Source organism: Marinococcus luteus (assembly GCF_034497705.1).
GTDB classification, from domain to species: Bacteria; Bacillota; Bacilli; order Bacillales; family Marinococcaceae; genus Marinococcus; species Marinococcus luteus_A.
The window spans coordinates 419,458-438,897 of record NZ_JAXRUV010000001.1; the positions used below are offsets into that span (position 1 = coordinate 419,458).

Below are 19,440 nucleotides of genomic sequence, written 5' to 3' on the forward strand. Positions count from 1 at the left end.
GCTTTGTTAAGCAAAATTGGTTCATGAAGCCGCTTATATTCCTAAGCGGCTTTTTTTGATGCTTCTTACTAGTGAATAATTTAACCATTCAGAAAATTTATTTGTCTTACAATAAAATAATTTTACAAAATAGATTGACTTTTTTGTCTATTTGTCTTACATTAAAATCACGAAATGAACGAAAGGAGGGTAAACATTGAAAGAGAACGATCCATTACAAATAAAATCAGTAAAAAGAAAAACGTTAGCCAATCAGGTCATCGAACAAATTATTGATTTATTGTTAAGCGAGCAGTTAAAAGCGGGAGATAAGCTTCCTTCAGAAATGGAATTGATGGAAATGCTTCATGTCAGCAGACCGGTTCTCCGGGAAGCACTGAGCTCATTGGAAGCATTGGGGATCATCAATCGGAAAACGAAAGAAGGAACATTTTTTTCCACTAAAGTTGGAAGCGAGCCATTTAAGATTATGCTGGCTTTATCCGTAGGAGATATTGATAACGTCATAGAGATCCGCCTGACGCACGAGTTGGGGCTAGTTGGTCTGGCAGCTGAAAAAATATCAGAGCTGGAACTCAAAAAGCTCAATGAAAATATTGAAGAGATGGAACAAACAAATGAAGACTATACGGAAATTGACCGGGAATTTCACCGGATCATTGCCTACAGCGGCAGCAATTCATTAACAGAAGGCATGATTGACCCTATTCTTAATATGTACGATAAAACACTCGAAAACATTGCTTTAAAGGATCGGAGCAAATCAAAAACAGTCCAGCAGCATAAAGATATCTACCATGCATTGGTGAACCGTGATCCCATCGGGGCCTATAAAAGCATGTATAACCATCTTGATCACGTGCGGGACCGCGTAGGAAGATCGGTAGAAGACAGAAGAATTAACTAAAAGGGGGAAGAGAGTATGCCAACAGACCGAACACCACCGACTGGAATTTCAGGTTTTCCAGTTACACCTTATTTTGAAAGCGGTGCCATTGATGAACAGGCGCTGCAGGAAAACATAGAATTTTTGCTTGGAGAAGGGTTAGAGTCCATTTTTGTCGCCTGCGGGGCAGGAGAGATTACTAACTTAAACACTAAAGAGTTTGAGAGGGCAGCCCAATTAGCCGTTTCGACAGTGAATGGCCGGGTTCCGGTGTATACCGGCGTAGGCGGAAACCTGCTCGACGCAGTAGAAAAAGCGGAAATATCTAAACAGCTCGGTGCAGACGGCTATCTGGTCCTTCCTCCTTATTTGGTTGAAAGTGAGCAGGAAGGCCTTTATGAATATTATAAAGCAATCGTAACCAGTACAGACTTGAATGCTGTTTTGTATCAGCGTGCGAATGCTGTCGTAAAATTACACACTCTTCAGAAGCTAGTGGATTTTCCACAGGTAGTAGGCCTGAAAGATGGTGTCGGGGACATGGAGTTAAATGTGGAACTCACGCAGGAAATCGGCGATCGCCTCGGGTGGCTGAACGGGATGCCAATGGCAGAAGTAACGATGCCGGCTTATCTGCCGCTTGGATACAACTGCTATTCCTCCGCTATTTCGAACTACATTCCGCACATCTCCAGAAGATTTTATGATGCCCTTCTGGAAAAGGATGAGGCGACGGTGAATGATATCTACCATAATATTATTCTGCCGATTAACCGTGTAAGAAGAAAAAGAAAGGGCTACGCTGTTTCTTTAATCAAAGCTGGCATGGAGATTGTAGGCCTGCCTGTAAGGAACACGGTGCGTCCGCCAGTCGTGCCGGTAGAAGAAGAGCACTATGAAGAATTAAGGGAGATTTTAAAAACGGCACATGAAAAATATCCATCCAGCCGGAAAGTATCTATTTAATTTTCAAAAATGGAGGGGAAGCTTGTATGCAAACAGCAGCCAAAAACGCATTTTCGAATTACATCAACGGTGAATGGGTAAAAGCGAGCACCAATGAAGAGAGCACAAACAGAAACCCGGCCGACCTTAATGATGTTGTAGGCACCATTCAAAAATCAGGAGAAGAGGACCTCAATAAAGCTGTGGAAGCAGCGGATCAGGCCAAAAAATCCTGGGGCAAATTAGCTGGAGCCGAGCGCGGACAGTACTTATACAAAGTAGCGGAAAAAATTGAACAACGCAAGGATGAAATTGCCGAATGCATGACCCGCGAAATGGGAAAAACACTCCCCGAAGCGAAGGGAGAAACGGCGCGCGGAGTAGCTATTCTCAGATACTATGCCGGGGAAGGGATGAGAAAAGTCGGGGATGTAATTCCATCATCAGACAAAGACGCATTAATGTTTACTACACGCGCACCGCTTGGTGTTGTAGGAGTTATTACACCCTGGAATTTTCCAGTAGCCATTCCGATGTGGAAATCGGCACCGGCGCTCATTTACGGTAACACCGTAGTTATAAAACCAGCAACGGAAGCTGCCTTAACCTGCGCGAAGCTGATGGAATGCTTTGCAGAAGCGGGCCTGCCGAACGGCGTGATTAATATGGTGACCGGTCCGGGCTCTGTAATCGGGCAGGGAATTGCCGAGCACAGTAAAGTAAACGCACTGACATTTACGGGCTCGAATACCGTAGGGAAGAAACTCGGACAGATTGCTCTTTCCCGGGGTGCCAAGTATCAGCTGGAAATGGGCGGGAAAAACCCGGTTATCGTCGCAGAGGATGCGGATCTTGATTTAGCTGTGGACGCCACGATCAGCGGCGGCTTAAAATCCACTGGCCAAAAATGTACAGCCACGAGCCGAGTTATTGTTCAAAGCAGCGTTTATGAAACGTTTAAAGAAAAACTGCTCGAAAAGGTGAAAGAAATTACCGTTGGGGACGGGCTGAAGGACGGCATCTGGATGGGACCAAGTGCCAGCGAGGCGCAATTAAATACTGTGCTTTCCTATATTGAGAAAGGAAAAGAGGAGGGCGGAGAACTTCTTTGTGGAGGCAGCCGGATTAAAGAAAATGGCTTTGACCAGGGGTATTTTGTAGAACCGACCGTTTTTGACAATATTACTTCTGATATGACTATCGCCCAGGAGGAAATATTCGGTCCCGTGCTTGCCTTAATGAAAGTAGAAAACCTTGAAGAAGGCATCGAGCTTGCAAATAACGTGGAGTACGGACTAAGTGCATCGATTTTCACCTCTAATGTCCAAAAAATGCTTTCTTTTATCGATGATATGGACGCCGGACTCGTGCGGGTGAACGCTGAAAGTGCAGGCGTTGAACTGCAGGCTCCGTTTGGCGGCATGAAGCAGTCCAGCTCGCATACAAGAGAACAGGGAGAGGCAGCGAAGGAATTTTTCACCGCCGTGAAGACAGTGTTTATTAAATAAAAAGGGGTTTCTCCCCTTTTTTAAAGAATAATGAAAGCGTTTTAATAAAAATTTGAAGAGGTGAATGTGATGAAAAAAATGATAGCTTTAGTATCTGTTGGTTCGATGGGATTTATGATGGCAGCCTGCGGGACAGGAGATTCAGGAGGGGAAGGAGAACAAACCAGCGGCCAGGAGGGCAGCACAAGCGTAGACCCGAACCGGGTACGTACTGTGATTGGTTCTTCCTCAACGGGGGGCGATACGTATCAAATTGCAGACGCGACCACACGTAACGTAGAAGACACCTTAGAGACAAATATGCAAGTGGATGCTGTGGGAGCGGACCGGGCATTCAGTGAATTATCCAATGCCAAAGATGACGGCAGCACCGCTATGTTTTTCCACGATATGGCTTATCTGGGTGTAGAATACGGAAGTTTTAGTGAAGAATATGATTTGGACAACTGGACAATTGGACCAATGGTGGCTACCAACCCGGGTAACGCGTTTCTGACTTCCGGAGACGCTCCGTATGACACGATGGCAGAATCGGCTGAATGGCTGGAAGAAAACCCGGATGAAGAGGTTACAGTAGCCCTTGAGGAAGGTGGAGTGTCAGAAATCGTTTTTGACGGTTATTACCTCTGGGCGGAGGAAGAGTATGGCTCAGATGTGGCGGATCGGATTAAAGTATATGCTACCGGTTCCCAGGAGGATAAAAACCAGGCTTTATGGGACGGTAACGCTGACATTATCCACGGTTCTATTGGGGCCAACCAGGAATATACGGAAGATGATGTTGATGACAACGTTGAAATGAAATTTTTAGGGGTAACGACAGAAGAACGGGTCGATGGATATGATATTCCAACATTTGCGGAGCAGGGCATCAGTGTCGATGGAGAAGAATTTGTATTTGAAAAAGAATTTTTCTTCCTGCTTCCCAAAGACGTGGATGAAGATTACGTAAACGCATTAGATAACGGGGCCGCTGAACTTGCGGAAAGCGAAGAATTTGCCAACGACTTAGATAAAAATACGTACAACGTCAATCACATGCCGTCTGATGAAGCAGAAGAGCATCTTGTCGAGAAGAGAAAAGAGATGCAGGATATTATAGAAAAAGCTCCAGATATTAATGATTTGACTAAATAGTTCAAAATAGGGGGCTGTATTTAAAAACGATTACAGCCCCGTATTATAAAGGAGGCCTGTTCATGATCCCTGCATTTTTCACGATGAATATGTCGTTTGATGAATATCATTTAATTTTTCCACGAATTATTATCAGCCTACTGATCATTCTGGCGGTAGTCATAGTTATTCAAAAAATAATAAAAATGATAAGAAAGAAGGAGAAACGTTCCTTTTCGTTTCGTTTTTTTTCAGAAAATTATGATGCAATGAAATTTTATGGGACGCTGCTGTTGCTGTTGCTTTATCCACTAGCACTCGGGTTAATAGGCTTCCTGCCTGCCAGTATTTTGTTCATGTTTGCCATAACGGTATTGTATGCTGGTAATTTCAATAAAAAAACAATTATTGTATCTATATCAAATTCGCTCCTGGCTTCTATTGCGGTTTGGTATGTATTCGGCCGACTGTTTGAAATAACTTTACCTTAAGGAGGGGAGTGGCATGCTTGCTTTTGAAATAATCACCCCTACCACGATTCTGCTATGTTTTTTAGGTGTATTTATTGGAATTATTATGGGCGCGATTCCTGGCATGACAGCTACGATGGCTATTGCCATCTTTTTACCGCTCACTTATGTCCTGGAAATGGTCGACTCCATTGGTCTATTGATTGGGTTATATGTTGGCGGCATCAGTGGCGGTTTGGTCCCGGCCATCCTGCTGAACATACCTGGTACACCTTCTTCACTCTGTACTACGTTTGACGGTTACCCCATGACCCAAAAGGGAGAGGGAGAAAAAGCGCTAAAAATCGGCATTACGGCTTCTATCATTGGCGGTTTTTTTAGTTTAACCATACTATATTTATTTGCTCCTTTTCTTGCTTCAATTGCTATCGATTTTTCGTCTGTAGATAAGTTTTTAATTATCGTTTTTGCCTTGACCATCATTGCCTCAATTACCAAGGGAGGACTTCTTGCAGGTATTTTCAGCGGTATTTTAGGGATTTTTATCAGTTTGATCGGGCGGTTTCCCGACAATAACGAGATGCGCTTAATGCCTCCCGGATTAGAAGAGCAACTGGTGTACGGATTTTCTCTGCTCCCTGTATTGATCGGTCTGTTTGCTATAGGACAGATCCTGCAGGAAGCAGAAGACGGGATGAAGCCTGCTACGCACCAGAAGAAAGACCTTAATAAGCCAAAGCAGGGGAAAAAGTTCAGCTTGAAGATTTTTAACGGTCAATACATTAATATTATCCGTTCCTCCTTTCTCGGTACTTTTATCGGGATGCTCCCAGGGGTGGGAGGGAGCGCAGCTTCAATTACTGCATATTCGCAAACGAAAAGCTTTTCCAAACATCCTGAACGCATGGGAACAGGGGAGCCAGAAGGGATCATTTCAAGTGAATCGGCCAACAATGGATTAATCGGCGGAGCTTTAATTCCATTACTCACACTGGGGATCCCCGGCGATAGCACTACTGCTATTTTAATAGGGGCCTTTCTGCTGCAAGGAATTGAAATAGGCCCGTTGTTTATTTCCTCTAATCCGGATTTATGGAGTGGCATCATCATCTCCCTGGTCATTGCGAATATTGTGATGTTTGTCTTGATGTTTTTCTCAATAAAATATTTTGCAAAAATCGTGTTTATTCCAAAGCATATCATTTTCCCTATTATCATTATTATGTGTGTAGTTGGTTCCTATGCGATTAACAACGGGGTTATGTTTGATGTTTGGACCTTGTTGATCTTCGGTCTGTTAGGATACATTTTTCCTAAAATAGGCATTCAGATTGCTCCATTTTTGATAGGTTTTATCCTCGGCATGGAGGCCGAGAAATATTTCATCGACAGTTTGAAAGGAAGCGGTGGCGACCTTTCTGTATTCTTTACACAAGGCCCAATTGCAATTGTACTTTGGATCTTGATCATTGGTTCGCTGGCTTACGCAATTGTAGATAATCAGAAATCAAAGAAAAATCAGGCAAGCACGTAAATGACAAGATAAATTGATAGGAGTGGATACCAATGCATACGAAAAATGAAACGCAAACGCAGGCTCCAACGATCCAGGAAATACAGGTTTTTCCGGTCGCTGGCCGTGACAGCATGCTGCTTAACCTGAGCGGTGCTCACGGCCCGTTTTTCACAAGAAATATTGTTATTCTTAAAGACAGTAATGGCAACACTGGCGTTGGGGAAGTGCCTGGCGGAGAAAACATTACGCAGACGTTAAGAGATTCGGAGCAATTACTTTTAGGCGCCCCGATCGGGGACTACAAAAATATCCTGAAGCGGATCCAGGAATCTTTCGAGGACCGGGATTCCGGCGGCCGCGGGCTGCAAACCTTCGACTTACGGGTGACCATTCATGCTGTCACTGCTATAGAATCGGCGCTTCTGGACCTGCTCGGCCAATTTCTGCAGGTTCCGGTAGCTGCGCTGCTTGGTGAAGGCCAGCAGCGGGAAAGCGTACAGACCCTGGGATATTTATTTTATGTAGGGGACCGCAGAAAAACGAATATGCCCTACGTACATGAACAAAACGCCGAAGACGAATGGTTTCGCCTCCGCCGCGAGGAAGCGTTAACTCCGAAAGCGATTGTCCGTTTAGCTGAAGCAGCATACGAGAAGTACGGCTTTCAGGACTTCAAACTGAAAGGCGGAGTGTTGGAGGGCGCCGAAGAAATGGCAGCTGTTCAGGCGCTGGCAGAAAGATTTCCGGAAGCACGGATAACGCTGGATCCCAATGGGGCCTGGTCTCTGGAAGAAGCCATTCGGCTGTGCAAGGGGCAGCATGAAGTACTGGCTTACGCCGAGGACCCGTGCGGAGCAGAGGATGGTTTTTCTGCGAGGGAAGTGATGTCTGAATTCCGAACAGCTACCGGCCTGCCGACAGCGACGAACATGATAGCTACAGACTGGAGACAAATGGGACATGCCGTTCAATTAAAAGCTGTCGATATTCCATTGGCCGATCCCCATTTCTGGACGATGCAGGGCTCGGTTCGTGTAGCACAGATGTGTCGGGACTGGGGGCTGACATGGGGCTCCCACTCCAATAACCACTTTGACATCTCGCTTGCCATGTTTACTCACGTAGCTGCAGCTGCTCCTGGGACAATCACACCTATCGATACGCATTGGATATGGCAGGACGGCCAGGGACTGACAAAAAAGCCGTTTCAAATTGAAGACGGAAGAATCAAAGTACCGGAAAAACCCGGGCTGGGCGTAGAAATCGATATGGAAAAAATTATCGAAGGAAATGAGCTTTACGAGCAGCAGAACCTCGGTGGTCGCGACGATGCAGCTGCCATGCAGTTTTTAATTCCCGATTGGAGTTATGATCCGAAAAGGCCTTGTTTGGTGCGTGAATAGTCAACGGCAACTTAGAGAAAGTAACATATTAAAAAAGCTGGAAAGCATAAAAAAGGACATCCGGAATTAATCTGGACTGTCCTTTTTATGCTTAGGAGAGCTTAATTAGTTTTATGCCTGAGAATACTCAAGCTTGAGCATCTTCTTAATATATTTGGCTGCCCGGACCTTCGTCTGGAGAGCCGGGGAAAGCGTGACGTGAAAATTACGGGAAGAAAGTGCGGCTTTTAACTCTTTCACCGTGTCACATTCAGGAAATTCATTTACTACTGCGCCGTACTGGAAAAATTGGTGTGTGTCACTTCCGCCGACAGCGGGGGCGTGATAGCGGGCGGCAAAGTCCTCAACCTGTTGCTTCATCATTTCCCCGTATTTGTACAGATCCTTTCCGTTTATATCAAACGCGTCAAACTGATTTAATATTGCTTGTTCATGGTGCGTCCAGGGCGTTGAGACCCTGAATGGATGGGCGGCTATTTTAAGAACAGGGAGGTTTTTGAGAAAGTCTGTCAGCTCATGAACGGGGATAAACCGGCCTTCTTCTTTATGTCCGCCCAGTCTTTTGCGGATAAGCCGGATATGGTCGCGGTCAGCTATGACTAAAAAATGGCCGTTCTCTGCCACGTCAATTTCGATTCCGGGAAAAACCCTTACGCCATTCACAAGGTAGCAGTCCCCGGTATATGGAAAATGGGCGTCGAGCATATTATAAATCTCGTGAAAATTCACAGCGTTAAAGTGTTCGGTTAAAGCGATGGCATCAAGTCCGCTCTGTTTTGCTTCGTCCATTTTTTCAAGCAGCTCTTCAAGTGTCACCGCTATGGTTTTGGATAAATTTACATGCGTATGGAAATCAATTTTCATAGAAACCGCTCCTTTATAGTAAATAGTGCCAGTGGCCGCCGAGGTGAATCACGATGAGCAGCAGGGCGTTAATGCCAATGAAAAGATGCTCGCGGGACCCAAAGGTCAGATGGGAGAGCTTCTGTTTCTTTGCTTCGCTGCTATGAAGCGAGTAGGAAAAGCCGCGAACCTCTAGAGCCTCGACAGTAGTGCGTGTTCGTTTGGCTGTATTAAGCATCATCGGATAGAATGCTTTTACGACGATAACGGTATAGTAATAAATGATGCGCCACTTGAGAAAGCCATGACTCTGAGGCGCTTTTCCGCGCAGGCGGAACGACTGGATGATCTGCTGGTATTCATCCATCAGGATAGGAAGCATCCGGTAGCCGTATGATACGGCAAAGCTGAACTGGGCCGGGACGCCGAAGCTGAGCAGGGCATCACTCAGCTTTTCCGGATCCATGCTTGCGAATGCTGCGACGCTTGCTATAGACATAATGCTGATCTTAAATGTCAATATGAGAAGAGAGGTGTAAGCCTCCACATCCCCTCCCAAAAGAAAGACCACTAAAAAGATGTATCCCAGCTCACTGAGAATCCCAATGGACAATAAAAAGATAATCAGCGGGCTGACACGGGTGATAACCGCTAACACAGACGTGTAAAGCATGAGCCCGAGTAAAATAAATATATTAAAGGTAAACCAGGGCAAAAGACTGACGATGAAATACCAGATGATGACTGTACGTGGGTCCACCTGGCCCAGGTATGTTTCTTTTTTTCCATAAGCTGTTTTCAGCAGCTCCAGCTTAATCCATTCGATGTTATACGTTTTTTTTAATTTATCAATTAACTCCATGAGCAGCTTCTTCCTTTATCCAGTTTGTAAATTCACCAACAGAAAGAGGAGGCGGTTCGATGTCGAGTTCCAGCGCCAGCTGTACAATTTGAGGAGGGACGAGGCCCGCCTGCTTCCAAATGGTTTTATTTTTAAACAAATCTTTGGGATGGCCGTCGAAGATAAATGCTCCGTGGTCCATTACGATAACTCTGTCCGCCCATTCGGCGACCAGCTCCATATCGTGTGTCGCAATCATTACGGTCTTTACGGTATTCATTTGTTTGAGAATCCGCACGAGCTCCTTACGGCTCTGCACATCGAGGCTCGCCGTTGGTTCGTCGAGCATTAGAAGGAGGGGTTCGGATGCGAGTCCGACAGCCATGGAAGCTCTGCGCTGCTGGCCGCCGCTCAAAAGCCTTCCATCTTTGTCGAGCACTTCTTCCAGGCGAAATGACTGGATCAGCTGCTGGATAAAGGTATCATCGTTTCTCCCACGGGAGCGGTGATGAAAATGCAAATCATTATATATGGAATCCTGGATGAACATTTCCTCAGGGTTTTGAAATATATACGATACGGCTTCTGCGAGCTGCTCCAGGGATTTCTTTTGTACTGTATCAGCGTGAATATCCCAAACGCCGTCCGTTGGTTTAATCATTCCTGTAAAGCACTTCATTAATGTCGTTTTGCCGGCGCCGTTCGTGCCTACGAGCGCAATCCTTTCATCGGGATAAAAGGAAGCGGACAAGCTGCTTAAAATATCTTTCCTGCCGCTGCTTATCGTTTTGGCGGAATAAGAAAGCCGGTTCATCGTAATAAGCGGCTGCTTTTCAGGTATATTATGTTCCAATTGCACTTTGGGACGGAGCGGCGAATGGATTTTCTGTCTGAAATAGGCGCGCCCTTCACCGATTGTAATAGGAAAATTATTATTCACACCCGTATTCATATTTATGGCAGCCTGCGTCACCTGAGGAGGGAAAATATCTCTTGCCGTTAAATCATGAATCTGTAAAAGCCCCTCTTTTACCGGAAGATTCCATAGCACCCGTCCGTGATCGACGAGCAGCACCCTCGAGCAGAAATCGGCAATAAATTCGGTGTGGTGTTCGATGACGATAATGGTTTTATCGTAATCTGTCTGCAGCTTCTGCAGACGTTGATAAATGTCCCTGGCATGATGAGGATCTAGCTGGGCAGCGGGTTCATCAATAAGCAGAATGTCCGGATCGAGCGCGAGGACGCCGGCAATTGCCGTTAAATGCTTCTGGCCCCCGCTCAGCTGCCAGATGCTCTGGTCCCGGAGATGGTGGATTCCCAGGGCGTCGAGCGCCCATTCAGCCTTCTCCATAAACGCCGGGTCCCCGAAGTTTAAGGGGGCGAACGCTACGTCATCGAGCACGGTTGGCCGCATCAACTGATTTTCAAAATCCTGATAGACGTATCCGACAGTGTGGCTCATTTCAGATACCGTCGTTTGGGAAACTGGCTGACCGTCCACGGTGATTTCCCCGGAAAATGCGCCGGTATAGTAGTTGGGAATCAGGCCGTTGATGGTTTTGCAGAGTGTTGTTTTGCCGCTCCCGTTGCCGCCGATCACCGCGGTGAACTCTCCTTTTTCTATCGAAAAATCCGCGCCGTTTAATACGTACTCAGAGGCACCGGGATATTTAAAATGAACATTCACAGCCTCAATAATGGCACTCATGCACTTTTCCTCCCCTGCTGCTCTGTTTTAGCCCGTTTCAGCTGAAGGCCCAGAGAAACGACGCCGATCAACACAATCGCTGCTGCGGAGATAGGAAGCCAGATGTAGCCTTCCCCGAACTGTTCAAGAAATTCCGGCTGCCAAACGGCGAAGTTAATGTCCATTTCCGCCATGAATTCCGAGACAATAGCGACAAACATTAAAAATACGGAGAGAATGACAAAGCGTACGGAAATCCATTCGGTCATCGATGCCTGCACACGCCCTTGCCTCGGTTCAATGCCAAGGAGAGGCTCAATGCGTCCGTGCAGCTTCGGAATCAGATACATCACCGGAATGATGCCAAACAAAATTCCGGAAATAAGCATTTCGGTCACAAAGCTGACCCCCTCTATCGCCAGAATGGAAGCAGGCAATCCGGGAACGGCTTCCACTTCCTCAATACCAAACCATACCTTTCCGACATCGACTACTGTGCTTAGCATTTGGTCGATAAGAACACCTACACCGGCTGCGAGGGCGATCTGCTTTCGGCTGTTCAGGTTCGTAACAAGCAGGCCGGCCACATACATGGCAAGAGTGAATTCAATAAAGCCTTCGAGTTCCCCGAGCCCGCCAAAATCACCAAGCAGAAGGTCGCCGAAAATAATTTCTCCCACGGATGCCCCGAACGCGGCATACAGCGGATTAAAAAGCATCACCAGCGTTAAAGGGATAAAAGCTAAATACGAAATAGATAATTCGATGGGGCCAAACGTAAACTCCGGCAGTAATTCCGTAAACAGGTTCGCGAGGCCAAATAACGACATTGAAAGAATGAAAACCATCATTTTCTGGGACTGGGTGTACGCTGTACGTTTTTTTGCTTCCATATGTACAAATCCTCCTTGTTTTTGGTTAATTCTCATACTACTCATACAAGGTAAAGGACATTTAAGCGAAACGTGAAGACTGTGTAAAAAAATTAACTTTTTCTAAAGGTTGAAAGTTTTTTTACATCGGTGGATTACGAGCAGCTATACTCAGGTCGGGAGGTGGATGTGAAATGAAAGAGCTATTAAACATTGAAGAGTATCAGCTGACAGGCAAGCAGAAGCAGATCGTCGATGTTTTATGGAAACGGGGAGCGGCGGTAGCGTATATGACAGAGGAGGAGCTCGCTCAAGAGTCCGGGGTAAGCATCGCTTCTGTATCGAGGTTCTGGGCGTTAGCGGGGTATGCAAATTTTAAGGCATTTAAAGCAGCTGTAAGAGAAAAGATTGAAACGACACCGGAAAATAAAATGAAGAATTCGGTAAGGCAAACGAAGGACGATCCTCTTTTTGACCAGCTTGTAGACCAGCACTTCAAAAGCCTGGCACTTACCAGTCAGCAGTTCGACGAGCGGACATTTAAGGCGGCTATTTTAAAGATCCTGCAGGCATCGACGATATTTATTCATGCCCCGGCTTCGGCAGAAGGCCTGGGTACGCTGCTTGAGTTTCGCTTGAAGCGGTTTGGGTTTTCTATCGAACGAATTGCGAAAAGCGGGGCGGAAATATATGAATCTCTTATTCATATGAACGAGACAAGCACAGTAATTATTTTTCAGTTTGTGGAGCCGCTTCCGGAAACAAGGGTCCTTCTCGACTATGCCCAGAAGTGTGGATCCGGGACAGTGTTAATTACGGACCGTTTGGTGTCGGAAATGAACGAGTCAGTGGACCATCTGTTATACGTGTACCGGGGAGAACAGTGGGAATTTCACACGATGGTCACTCCTACCGTCATGCTCGAAGCACTCGTTATCGGAATAGGAAGTGAAATGGAGGAAAAGTCTCTCGAGCAGCTAAAGAAAATCAGCCATATCCGAAATCATTACAAGCATATAGTGCCGAAGTGAGCCATGAAGGTGAAAGAGCAAGTATTTTTTAAAAAAAATCCACTGTTTTTAACAGAAAAGATAAATTATTAATATATTATGAATTATAATTAATAGATTATGAACGTGAGATGTAGTATGTTATTAATGATAGAGGAATACATAAAGCAAAGGAACATCTGTGATGAGCATGAATTATGAACGCTTCCGTTCGCTGTACGGTCGGGAGATAGAGAAAATGGAACAGGCCGAAAATGAAGAGCTTGTGCAGCTGTATATGGCGCAGAACCGCTTTTTCGACTGCATCTTCCGCAGCCGTAAAAAAGAGGCCAAAAACGAACTGGCCACAATTTACCGGGTTATTTTGCTGGAACCAGAAGACGAAAAACGCCTGCTGGTGCTGAAACAGTATTATTTCTTTCTAATTGGCGGATTTTTGGACCGGTACACCCAGACATTTTCGTATAACAAAAAGGCACTTGCCGCCTCGGTAGCCCTGATCAATGTCATGGAAGAATGGGAGCGGGAAGAGGAATTTTATGAAGGAATCGACGTACTGGTCGACGGTATGCTTGATACGACCTGGAACGAGGATTTCCAGTCCTACAATAACCCGATCATTTCAAGGTTTATCACACTCGTAAATCAGCAGCTCTACAAGGAATTGAACACGGAGATACTGTCCAAACAGCTCGGCATCTCCCACAGTCATATTTCCCGGCTGGTCAACGAAGAACTGGGCACGTCCATTCCGAACTACGTGACCTATAAACGGGCCGAGGAGGCGGCATATCTTCTGAAGGCGACCACCCAGCCGGTGAAATCAATCGCTGAGCGGCTGCGATTTTCGAGCGCCAGCTATTTTGGGGTATGCTTTAAAAGCATTCATGGCTGCACGCCAAGGCAATATCGTATATTTACGGCCCAGCGGTAAAGATTAACGCAGCTATCGAGGATAAAGACAGCAGCGGTCAGCCGCTTCTGGTAAAGAAAGAGAAAGAGGGAAAATGAATGCGAACGCAGGATTTGAAACAGGCGGTCATCGCCTGCCTGGCAGCAAATGAGGATGAAATGGAAATGTCTGCGCTGGTGAGACAGGTAACCCGCATGCTGCCATTTCCAGTACACGCCAGAGAACTAGCCGATTGTGTCACTGGATTAGAGCAGGCAGGCGCTGTCAAAAAATTAAGAACTTCGTCAGGGTCAGTGGCGGTAGTTTTACGAAAAGAAGCATCCAGCGGCGCAGGTTATTTTATAGAAAGCATACATACGAGCCGTCTCTAACTGATAGAGGCGGCTTTTGCTTATTATTGTTATCTAAGTATATAAATTTCTAAGGAGGGACTCCTTTGTTTTATTATTGAATTGTTGGAAGCCCTATTCAATCATTTGTAGATTTGATAGGAAGGAATCTTTGCAGCATGCTTAACATGATTGTTATAAGAAGGAATCCGGATAATATTTTTTCACTCCGCCAGATGCAGTCTCCCCGATTTTTAATAGAATTTTGTTCGCAATACTCAGCGTAGTAGCAGAAAAATATAACAATTGTTGAATGCCATTACGCGATGTAAGATGAAATGGACAACTGCTAAGGAAGGCGATTATATGAACAGCAAACAAGCGGCGGAAATGTTTGACCTCTCGGTCGACACACTTCGGTATTATGAACGCATCGGTGTGATTCCTCCAGTGAATAGGGGTGAAAATGGGTACCGGGATTACCAGATCAATGATTTGAATTGGATTTTTCTGGCCAAGAGTCTTCGTTCAGCAGGAATCCCTATTGCATCTTTGATTGAATTTTCGGAGCTGGCCAGATTAAGTGAAACGCAGAATGTTGCCAGAGCCCAGAAGCAAATATTAGCGGACCAATTGAACGAGATAGACAATAAAATCAGCGAAATGAACGAAATACGCTCTATGTTGCAGTATAAGCTTGATACGTACGATGAGCATTTGGCTCAATTCAAAAATGGGGAACTGACGTCGGAAACTGTAGAAAAGTTATGGGAAATAAACCATTATACAAAAAACTGAGCAATGCTCTTGCCATGGAGTGCACTCCATAGTTTAAAGTGAAGAGGAATGAAATTATAAGGAGGCAATACGATGCAAACAGTTCAACTCAATAATGGGGTCGAGATTCCGATTTTAGGTTTTGGCGTATATCAAATTCCTGCTGAAGAAACGGAACAAGCGGTGGCAGATGCCATTGAGGCTGGCTACCGTCACATTGACACAGCACAAGCTTATAAAAACGAAACAGAAGTGGGTGCGGGAATTAAGAATTCCGGCATCGCACGCGAGGAATTTTTTATCACGACTAAGATCTGGATCGAAAATGTCACGTATGACGGTGTCATGAATTCGTTCCAGGGTTCACTTGACCGTCTTGGTTTGGACTATGTGGACCTGCCTGTTGATCCACCAGCCATATAATGATGTTTATGGTGCGTGGCGGGCAATGGAAGAGCTTCAAAAAGAAGGGAAAATCCGGGCGATTGGTGTCTCAAATTTCGCTGTTGATCGTGTTGTGGACTTGTCTCTGTTTAATGAAATAACTCCAGCGATTAACCAAATTGAAATCAATCCATTCAATCAGCAAACAGAAGCGATAGAAGCTTTAAAAGAGGAAGGAGTTGTGCCGGAAGCATGGGCTCCGTTCGCAGAAGGCAAAAACAACATTTTTCAAAATGAAATTCTCACTGAAATCGGGAATAAATACAACAAGTCTGTAGCTCAAGTCATTGGCCGCTGGCTCTTGGAACAAGATGTGGTGGTTTTAGCAAAATCAACAAAGCTTGAACGCATGAAGGAAAATATCGACGTTTTTGATTTCAATTTATCGGATGAAGATAAAAAAGCTATTGCCACGCTAAACATCGGAGAAAGCCAATTCTTCTCTCATTCGGATCCAAATATGATTAAAAGGCTTGCAGATGCTAAATTAAATCTCTAATTGATGAGATGTATCTCCCGGTGAAAGTGATGATCTTAGGAGATGCTGGTCAGCTCGGCAAAATGGTAACAGGTGATCTGTTAGCCCAGACGGATGTTAAGCTTGTTCTGTATGGACGTAATCCATGAAATTATCTCCAATTTAAATATTTATGACAAGGTGGGAATCAGCTATGAAAGCAAATATCATGTACGAAGCGGGCGATGTCCGTGTGGAAGACGTACCGAAGCCGCAAGTGCAGGAGCCGACGGACAGCGTGCTGAAGGTGGTCGCTGCCTGCATCTGCGGGAGTGATCTGCATCCGTACCGCCATATGCATGCCGATGAGCAGGGCGGAGGCGAACCGATGGGCCACGAAGTGATCGGACGCATCGAAGAGATGGGCTCCGGCGTGACGGACTTCAAGAAAGGAGATCTCGTCGTGGTGCCATTTGCATATGGGGATAATACATGCCCATACTGCCAGGAAGGGCTGCAGACGTCCTGTGTGAACGGCGGATTTATGAGCGGCTGCCAGGCGGAATATGTACGTATCCCGCAGGCTCAGGGGAGCATGTTTAAGCTGCCGGACCACATCGGTGACGATTCGCCGCTGCTTCCGTCCCTGTTAACGATTTCGGACGTTTATGGCACCGGCTATCATGCAGCTATTATGGGCGGTGTAAACGAAAACACGACCGTCACCGTAGTGGGTGACGGAGCTGTCGGATTGCTTGCTGTGCTGTCTGCGAAAAAACTCGGCGCTCCGAAAATTATTTTAATGGGACGCCACAAAGAACGCACCGACCTTGGAGTGGAATTCGGCGCCACGGACGTCGTTTCCGAGCGCGGCGAGGAAGGCATTGCCAAAGTCCGTAAGCTGACGAACGGCGAAGGAACCCACGTTGTGCTGGAGTGCGTCGGGCTGATGCCGGCCTATGACATGAGCGTGGGTGCTGTCCGCCCGGGCGGTGTGATCAGCCGTGTGGGCGCCCCGCAGTATGAGGAGGCGCCGGTAGGGTTTACGAGCCTTTTCCGGCACAATATTACATTGACGGGAGGTCCAGCTCCGACCCGTGCCTACATGGAGGAGCTGCTGCCGGACATTCTCGACGGCACCCTTGACCCGGGTCGCGTGTTTGACGTTACGATGGGAATCGAAGATGTGCCGGAGGGCTACCGGGCGATGAACGACCGTGAAGCACTTAAAGTGCTGGTGAAGCCGTAGGATAAGCGGAGAATTGGTTAAGGGAAAACGCATTTATTTGTGTTTTCCCTTTTTTATATTAATGTTAATAAATGCGCTTGGAAGCTATTCCAAATTATGGGATGATAAACGAAATGATGAATAAAGGAGAGGGGGGGTAACTTGTCTCCTAATACTACACTCTTATATTTTTTACTGCTGCTTTTTTCTATCATGATTGTCATGGGAGTGTTAGTTCCCTGGCTCGCCCGCAAGTGGTATATCAGGCGGAACGGCCGCCTACGGGAGCGCAGGCACGCCAATGATACGCACCGGAAATTAACGTTTGGAGCTATCGCAGTAACCATTTTCGTATCACTGTTTGCAAATATTTTTGATCTACTTCCAGAAGTTTTGGGGTTAATTCTGCTTCTTGGGTGCTTGTTCATTTATGTCACAGGAAGCACATATTTATGGAAAAAGAGAGCAACAATAAAGACGATTACCGCTACGAGCTCATGGTTAACGGGGGAGCAGTGATCGGGGGAGGCCTGCTTATACTGGTATGGGTCGTATTTATATTTTGACGGAGCTGTTTTACTTATATTATTAAACAGCTATCACCATTAAAGGAGCGTATGCATGGTTACGGTTATATTGCTCTGTATCGTGATTGCAGGAGTGGGGCTATGGATTCGCGGCCGAAGGAAAGGAGCACGAATGGAGGTATTTATCGGAGCCCTGGGCACAGTAGCTCCGCTGCTGTATTTGGGCGGAGGCGGAATGCTTCTGCCGCTGACGCCGCTGTTTGCGCTAGGGGCTGTCTATTGGCCGGGGAGCGCAGCCGGTAATTAGTGCCAATACCTCAAACTTTATAAAGAGGAGGCCTTTATAATGCTCGAGAAGCTGGCTTACGCTTTTTGTTGGCTGTTACTGCTTGCCGGATTTTCCTTTTACACACCGTGGATGCCTTTCGGATGGTCGATTTATGATGGCGGGATTGGGGCGTTCATTCTAATAGTAATTAATTTCTGCTTATTTGGAGTTTTTGCGTTCGCTCTGGCTCTTGCCCTGCAAAGCAGAGTGCTGATTATTCTCAGTATCTTGCTGCTTATCATGCCATTTATTACCGTTGGCATCTGGATGCTGCTAGGTATCTGATTAATCTATAACAAGCGTCCAGTTTACTGTATAAAAAATTTAATTATCCCATTTCCTGGTTCCATTCTTCCAATTTTTATCGGTTGCGGATATTTTCCAAGTGTGCATTATTGAAATCACCAATAAACCTGTGAGAGTATATAAAAATACTAAGCAGCCAAGCTTTTCATCCGGTATATTCTTCCAGTAAAATCCCTGCCTGGCGCTGAATAAACACGCCATCATAATTATCATGTTTACTTATATTCACCAGAGGTTATATATAAAGATATTAAAGTGAGCAGACAGTGGAATTGGAAGAAGAAGGAAGTTAAGCAGGCGCACATTATACAAATATGACGATGGGGAGCGGAGAAGACGTTACGTAAAAAGTAATGGAAAACAAGGAAGCATATGAATCGTGCTATAGCTTTGTGCTATGGAAAGGGGTATTTTTTTATGCAGGAGCAATGCGAAAATATCACGCTGGACGACATTATGTTAACGTGTGACGGATACTTGCATGTAGTAATGGAAGGGGAGCGGTCACTGCATTTGAAGGACAATGACGGCTTTCGTTATTACTACGATAAAAAAACGCAATGGATTTATGCAGATAACGGCCGGAGCGGCTGGAATTTCCTGAGCGTTGTTGAAAAACCACAAACCACCTCATATAGAAGCAACCTGCTCGAACGGGTGAAGCTGAGACTTAAAAAGTGGAAGTGGGCTTTTGATAATTAAGAAAAATGGAGCGCATTATTTAAATGAAGATTAATGAGGCAGAGGCTACCTCCCAGGGGCCTCTGCTTTTTATATGCGCAAAAAAGCGTCCCCCGTTTTGGAGGGCGCTTTCTGAAAAGCTGCGCTATTTCATTGCCTGCTGCATGGCGTCAAAGACTTCCGTGTTCTGTAGGTTTCCGGAGAACGCTTCTTCGCCCGGGCCTTCAGCATATACGGTATTATTAGTGTTTAAACTTCCTGTAAAGGAAATAATGAAAATATGTTAAAAAATTTACAAATGAAATTTATTGTTTCAATTAAACAGGTGTTTGACTGTTTGATTAAAGAAG

19 protein-coding genes and 1 pseudogene are annotated in these 19,440 nt (G+C 45.7%); 16 read left to right on the forward strand and 4 right to left on the reverse strand.

Annotated features, from left to right (window positions below):
* Nucleotides 1-196: 196 nt before the first annotated feature.
* The 7 genes from Q9M42_RS02095 (at nt 197) to gudD (ending at nt 7,844) form a co-directional block, all read left to right on the forward strand.
* Nucleotides 197-907: a FadR/GntR family transcriptional regulator gene (locus tag Q9M42_RS02095; RefSeq protein ID WP_322524876.1), complete on the forward strand. Its 711-nt coding sequence runs from the start codon at nt 197-199 to the stop codon at nt 905-907.
* 15 nt (nt 908-922) lie between these two features.
* The gene (gene kdgD, locus Q9M42_RS02100) at nt 923-1,852 is read left to right on the forward strand and encodes a 5-dehydro-4-deoxyglucarate dehydratase (protein WP_322524877.1); all 930 of its coding nucleotides are present in this window, start codon (nt 923-925) and stop codon (nt 1,850-1,852) included.
* Nucleotides 1,853-1,878: 26 nt separating this feature from the next.
* Nucleotides 1,879-3,339: an alpha-ketoglutaric semialdehyde dehydrogenase GucD gene (gene gucD, locus Q9M42_RS02105; RefSeq protein WP_322524878.1), complete on the forward strand. Its 1,461-nt coding sequence runs from the start codon at nt 1,879-1,881 to the stop codon at nt 3,337-3,339.
* 69 nt (nt 3,340-3,408) lie between these two features.
* Nucleotides 3,409-4,476, forward strand: a complete 1,068-nt coding sequence (locus tag Q9M42_RS02110; protein WP_322524879.1) for a hypothetical protein — start codon at nt 3,409-3,411, stop codon at nt 4,474-4,476.
* A 62-nt stretch (nt 4,477-4,538) separates the two neighbouring features.
* The gene (locus Q9M42_RS02115) at nt 4,539-4,946 is read left to right on the forward strand and encodes a tripartite tricarboxylate transporter TctB family protein (protein WP_322524880.1); all 408 of its coding nucleotides are present in this window, start codon (nt 4,539-4,541) and stop codon (nt 4,944-4,946) included.
* A gap of 13 nt (nt 4,947-4,959) precedes the next feature.
* Nucleotides 4,960-6,459: a tripartite tricarboxylate transporter permease gene (locus Q9M42_RS02120; RefSeq protein ID WP_322524881.1), complete on the forward strand. Its 1,500-nt coding sequence runs from the start codon at nt 4,960-4,962 to the stop codon at nt 6,457-6,459.
* A gap of 32 nt (nt 6,460-6,491) precedes the next feature.
* Nucleotides 6,492-7,844, forward strand: coding sequence for a glucarate dehydratase (gene gudD / locus Q9M42_RS02125; RefSeq protein WP_322524882.1), 1,353 nt, complete (start codon nt 6,492-6,494; stop codon nt 7,842-7,844).
* 111 nt (nt 7,845-7,955) lie between these two features.
* Here the strand turns inward: gudD and Q9M42_RS02130 are convergent, their stop codons facing one another.
* Genes Q9M42_RS02130 through Q9M42_RS02145 form a run of 4 tightly spaced genes read right to left on the reverse strand, consistent with a single transcriptional unit; the run spans nt 7,956 to nt 12,111 of the window.
* A complete protein-coding gene (locus Q9M42_RS02130; protein ID WP_322524883.1) occupies nt 7,956-8,708 on the reverse strand; it encodes a PHP domain-containing protein in 753 nt (250 codons plus the stop codon).
* A 13-nt stretch (nt 8,709-8,721) separates the two neighbouring features.
* Nucleotides 8,722-9,549 carry an energy-coupling factor transporter transmembrane component T family protein gene (locus Q9M42_RS02135; RefSeq protein WP_322524884.1) on the reverse strand — a complete coding sequence of 276 codons (828 nt, stop codon included), beginning with the start codon at nt 9,547-9,549 and terminating at the stop codon, nt 8,722-8,724.
* A complete protein-coding gene (locus Q9M42_RS02140; protein ID WP_322524885.1) occupies nt 9,536-11,239 on the reverse strand; it encodes an ABC transporter ATP-binding protein in 1,704 nt (567 codons plus the stop codon). The genes Q9M42_RS02135 and Q9M42_RS02140 overlap by 14 nt, the downstream gene beginning before the upstream one ends.
* On the reverse strand, nt 11,236-12,111 hold the full coding sequence (locus Q9M42_RS02145; protein WP_322524886.1) for a cell division protein FtsQ: 876 nt from the start codon (nt 12,109-12,111) through the stop codon (nt 11,236-11,238). Before Q9M42_RS02145 ends, Q9M42_RS02140 begins: the two co-directional genes overlap by 4 nt.
* Before the next feature lie 173 nt (nt 12,112-12,284).
* Between Q9M42_RS02145 and Q9M42_RS02150 the strand changes: the two genes are divergently transcribed.
* The 9 genes and pseudogenes from Q9M42_RS02150 to Q9M42_RS02190 all read left to right on the forward strand — a co-directional run bounded on the left by Q9M42_RS02150 (nt 12,285) and on the right by Q9M42_RS02190 (nt 19,111).
* Complete coding sequence (locus tag Q9M42_RS02150; RefSeq protein ID WP_322524887.1) at nt 12,285-13,121, forward strand: MurR/RpiR family transcriptional regulator; 837 nt, start codon at nt 12,285-12,287, stop codon at nt 13,119-13,121.
* A 163-nt stretch (nt 13,122-13,284) separates the two neighbouring features.
* Nucleotides 13,285-14,034 (forward strand): helix-turn-helix domain-containing protein, encoded by a 750-nt coding sequence (locus tag Q9M42_RS02155; protein ID WP_322524889.1) that lies wholly within the window; start codon nt 13,285-13,287, stop codon nt 14,032-14,034.
* A gap of 77 nt (nt 14,035-14,111) precedes the next feature.
* Nucleotides 14,112-14,384, forward strand: coding sequence for a hypothetical protein (locus Q9M42_RS02160; RefSeq protein WP_322524890.1), 273 nt, complete (start codon nt 14,112-14,114; stop codon nt 14,382-14,384).
* A gap of 324 nt (nt 14,385-14,708) precedes the next feature.
* Nucleotides 14,709-15,140, forward strand: coding sequence for a MerR family transcriptional regulator (locus Q9M42_RS02165; RefSeq protein ID WP_322524891.1), 432 nt, complete (start codon nt 14,709-14,711; stop codon nt 15,138-15,140).
* A gap of 72 nt (nt 15,141-15,212) precedes the next feature.
* Nucleotides 15,213-16,062 (forward strand): annotated as a pseudogene (locus Q9M42_RS02170) (aldo/keto reductase).
* Between the two features lie 172 nt (nt 16,063-16,234).
* Complete coding sequence (locus tag Q9M42_RS02175; RefSeq protein WP_322524892.1) at nt 16,235-17,269, forward strand: zinc-binding dehydrogenase; 1,035 nt, start codon at nt 16,235-16,237, stop codon at nt 17,267-17,269.
* Between the two features lie 600 nt (nt 17,270-17,869).
* Nucleotides 17,870-18,082: a hypothetical protein gene (locus Q9M42_RS02180; RefSeq protein WP_322524893.1), complete on the forward strand. Its 213-nt coding sequence runs from the start codon at nt 17,870-17,872 to the stop codon at nt 18,080-18,082.
* A 39-nt stretch (nt 18,083-18,121) separates the two neighbouring features.
* A complete protein-coding gene (locus Q9M42_RS02185; protein ID WP_322524894.1) occupies nt 18,122-18,388 on the forward strand; it encodes a hypothetical protein in 267 nt (88 codons plus the stop codon).
* Between the two features lie 438 nt (nt 18,389-18,826).
* A complete protein-coding gene (locus tag Q9M42_RS02190; RefSeq protein WP_322524895.1) occupies nt 18,827-19,111 on the forward strand; it encodes a hypothetical protein in 285 nt (94 codons plus the stop codon).
* Nucleotides 19,112-19,440: the final 329 nt, after the last annotated feature.

Coding starts and splice junctions, on each gene's coding strand:
- kdgD (WP_322524877.1), top strand. CDS start 923: ATGCCAACAGACCGAACACCACCGACTGGAATTTCAGGTTTTCCAGTT.
- gucD (WP_322524878.1), top strand. CDS start 1,879: ATGCAAACAGCAGCCAAAAACGCATTTTCGAATTACATCAACGGTGAA.
- Q9M42_RS02110 (WP_322524879.1), top strand. CDS start 3,409: ATGAAAAAAATGATAGCTTTAGTATCTGTTGGTTCGATGGGATTTATG.
- Q9M42_RS02115 (WP_322524880.1), top strand. CDS start 4,539: ATGATCCCTGCATTTTTCACGATGAATATGTCGTTTGATGAATATCAT.
- Q9M42_RS02120 (WP_322524881.1), top strand. CDS start 4,960: ATGCTTGCTTTTGAAATAATCACCCCTACCACGATTCTGCTATGTTTT.
- gudD (WP_322524882.1), top strand. CDS start 6,492: ATGCATACGAAAAATGAAACGCAAACGCAGGCTCCAACGATCCAGGAA.
- Q9M42_RS02130 (WP_322524883.1), bottom strand. CDS start 8,708: ATGAAAATTGATTTCCATACGCATGTAAATTTATCCAAAACCATAGCG.
- Q9M42_RS02135 (WP_322524884.1), bottom strand. CDS start 9,549: ATGGAGTTAATTGATAAATTAAAAAAAACGTATAACATCGAATGGATT.
- Q9M42_RS02140 (WP_322524885.1), bottom strand. CDS start 11,239: ATGAGTGCCATTATTGAGGCTGTGAATGTTCATTTTAAATATCCCGGT.
- Q9M42_RS02145 (WP_322524886.1), bottom strand. CDS start 12,111: ATGGAAGCAAAAAAACGTACAGCGTACACCCAGTCCCAGAAAATGATG.
- Q9M42_RS02150 (WP_322524887.1), top strand. CDS start 12,285: ATGAAAGAGCTATTAAACATTGAAGAGTATCAGCTGACAGGCAAGCAG.
- Q9M42_RS02155 (WP_322524889.1), top strand. CDS start 13,285: ATGAGCATGAATTATGAACGCTTCCGTTCGCTGTACGGTCGGGAGATA.
- Q9M42_RS02160 (WP_322524890.1), top strand. CDS start 14,112: ATGCGAACGCAGGATTTGAAACAGGCGGTCATCGCCTGCCTGGCAGCA.
- Q9M42_RS02165 (WP_322524891.1), top strand. CDS start 14,709: ATGAACAGCAAACAAGCGGCGGAAATGTTTGACCTCTCGGTCGACACA.
- Q9M42_RS02175 (WP_322524892.1), top strand. CDS start 16,235: ATGAAAGCAAATATCATGTACGAAGCGGGCGATGTCCGTGTGGAAGAC.
- Q9M42_RS02180 (WP_322524893.1), top strand. CDS start 17,870: ATGGTTACGGTTATATTGCTCTGTATCGTGATTGCAGGAGTGGGGCTA.
- Q9M42_RS02185 (WP_322524894.1), top strand. CDS start 18,122: ATGCTCGAGAAGCTGGCTTACGCTTTTTGTTGGCTGTTACTGCTTGCC.
- Q9M42_RS02190 (WP_322524895.1), top strand. CDS start 18,827: ATGCAGGAGCAATGCGAAAATATCACGCTGGACGACATTATGTTAACG.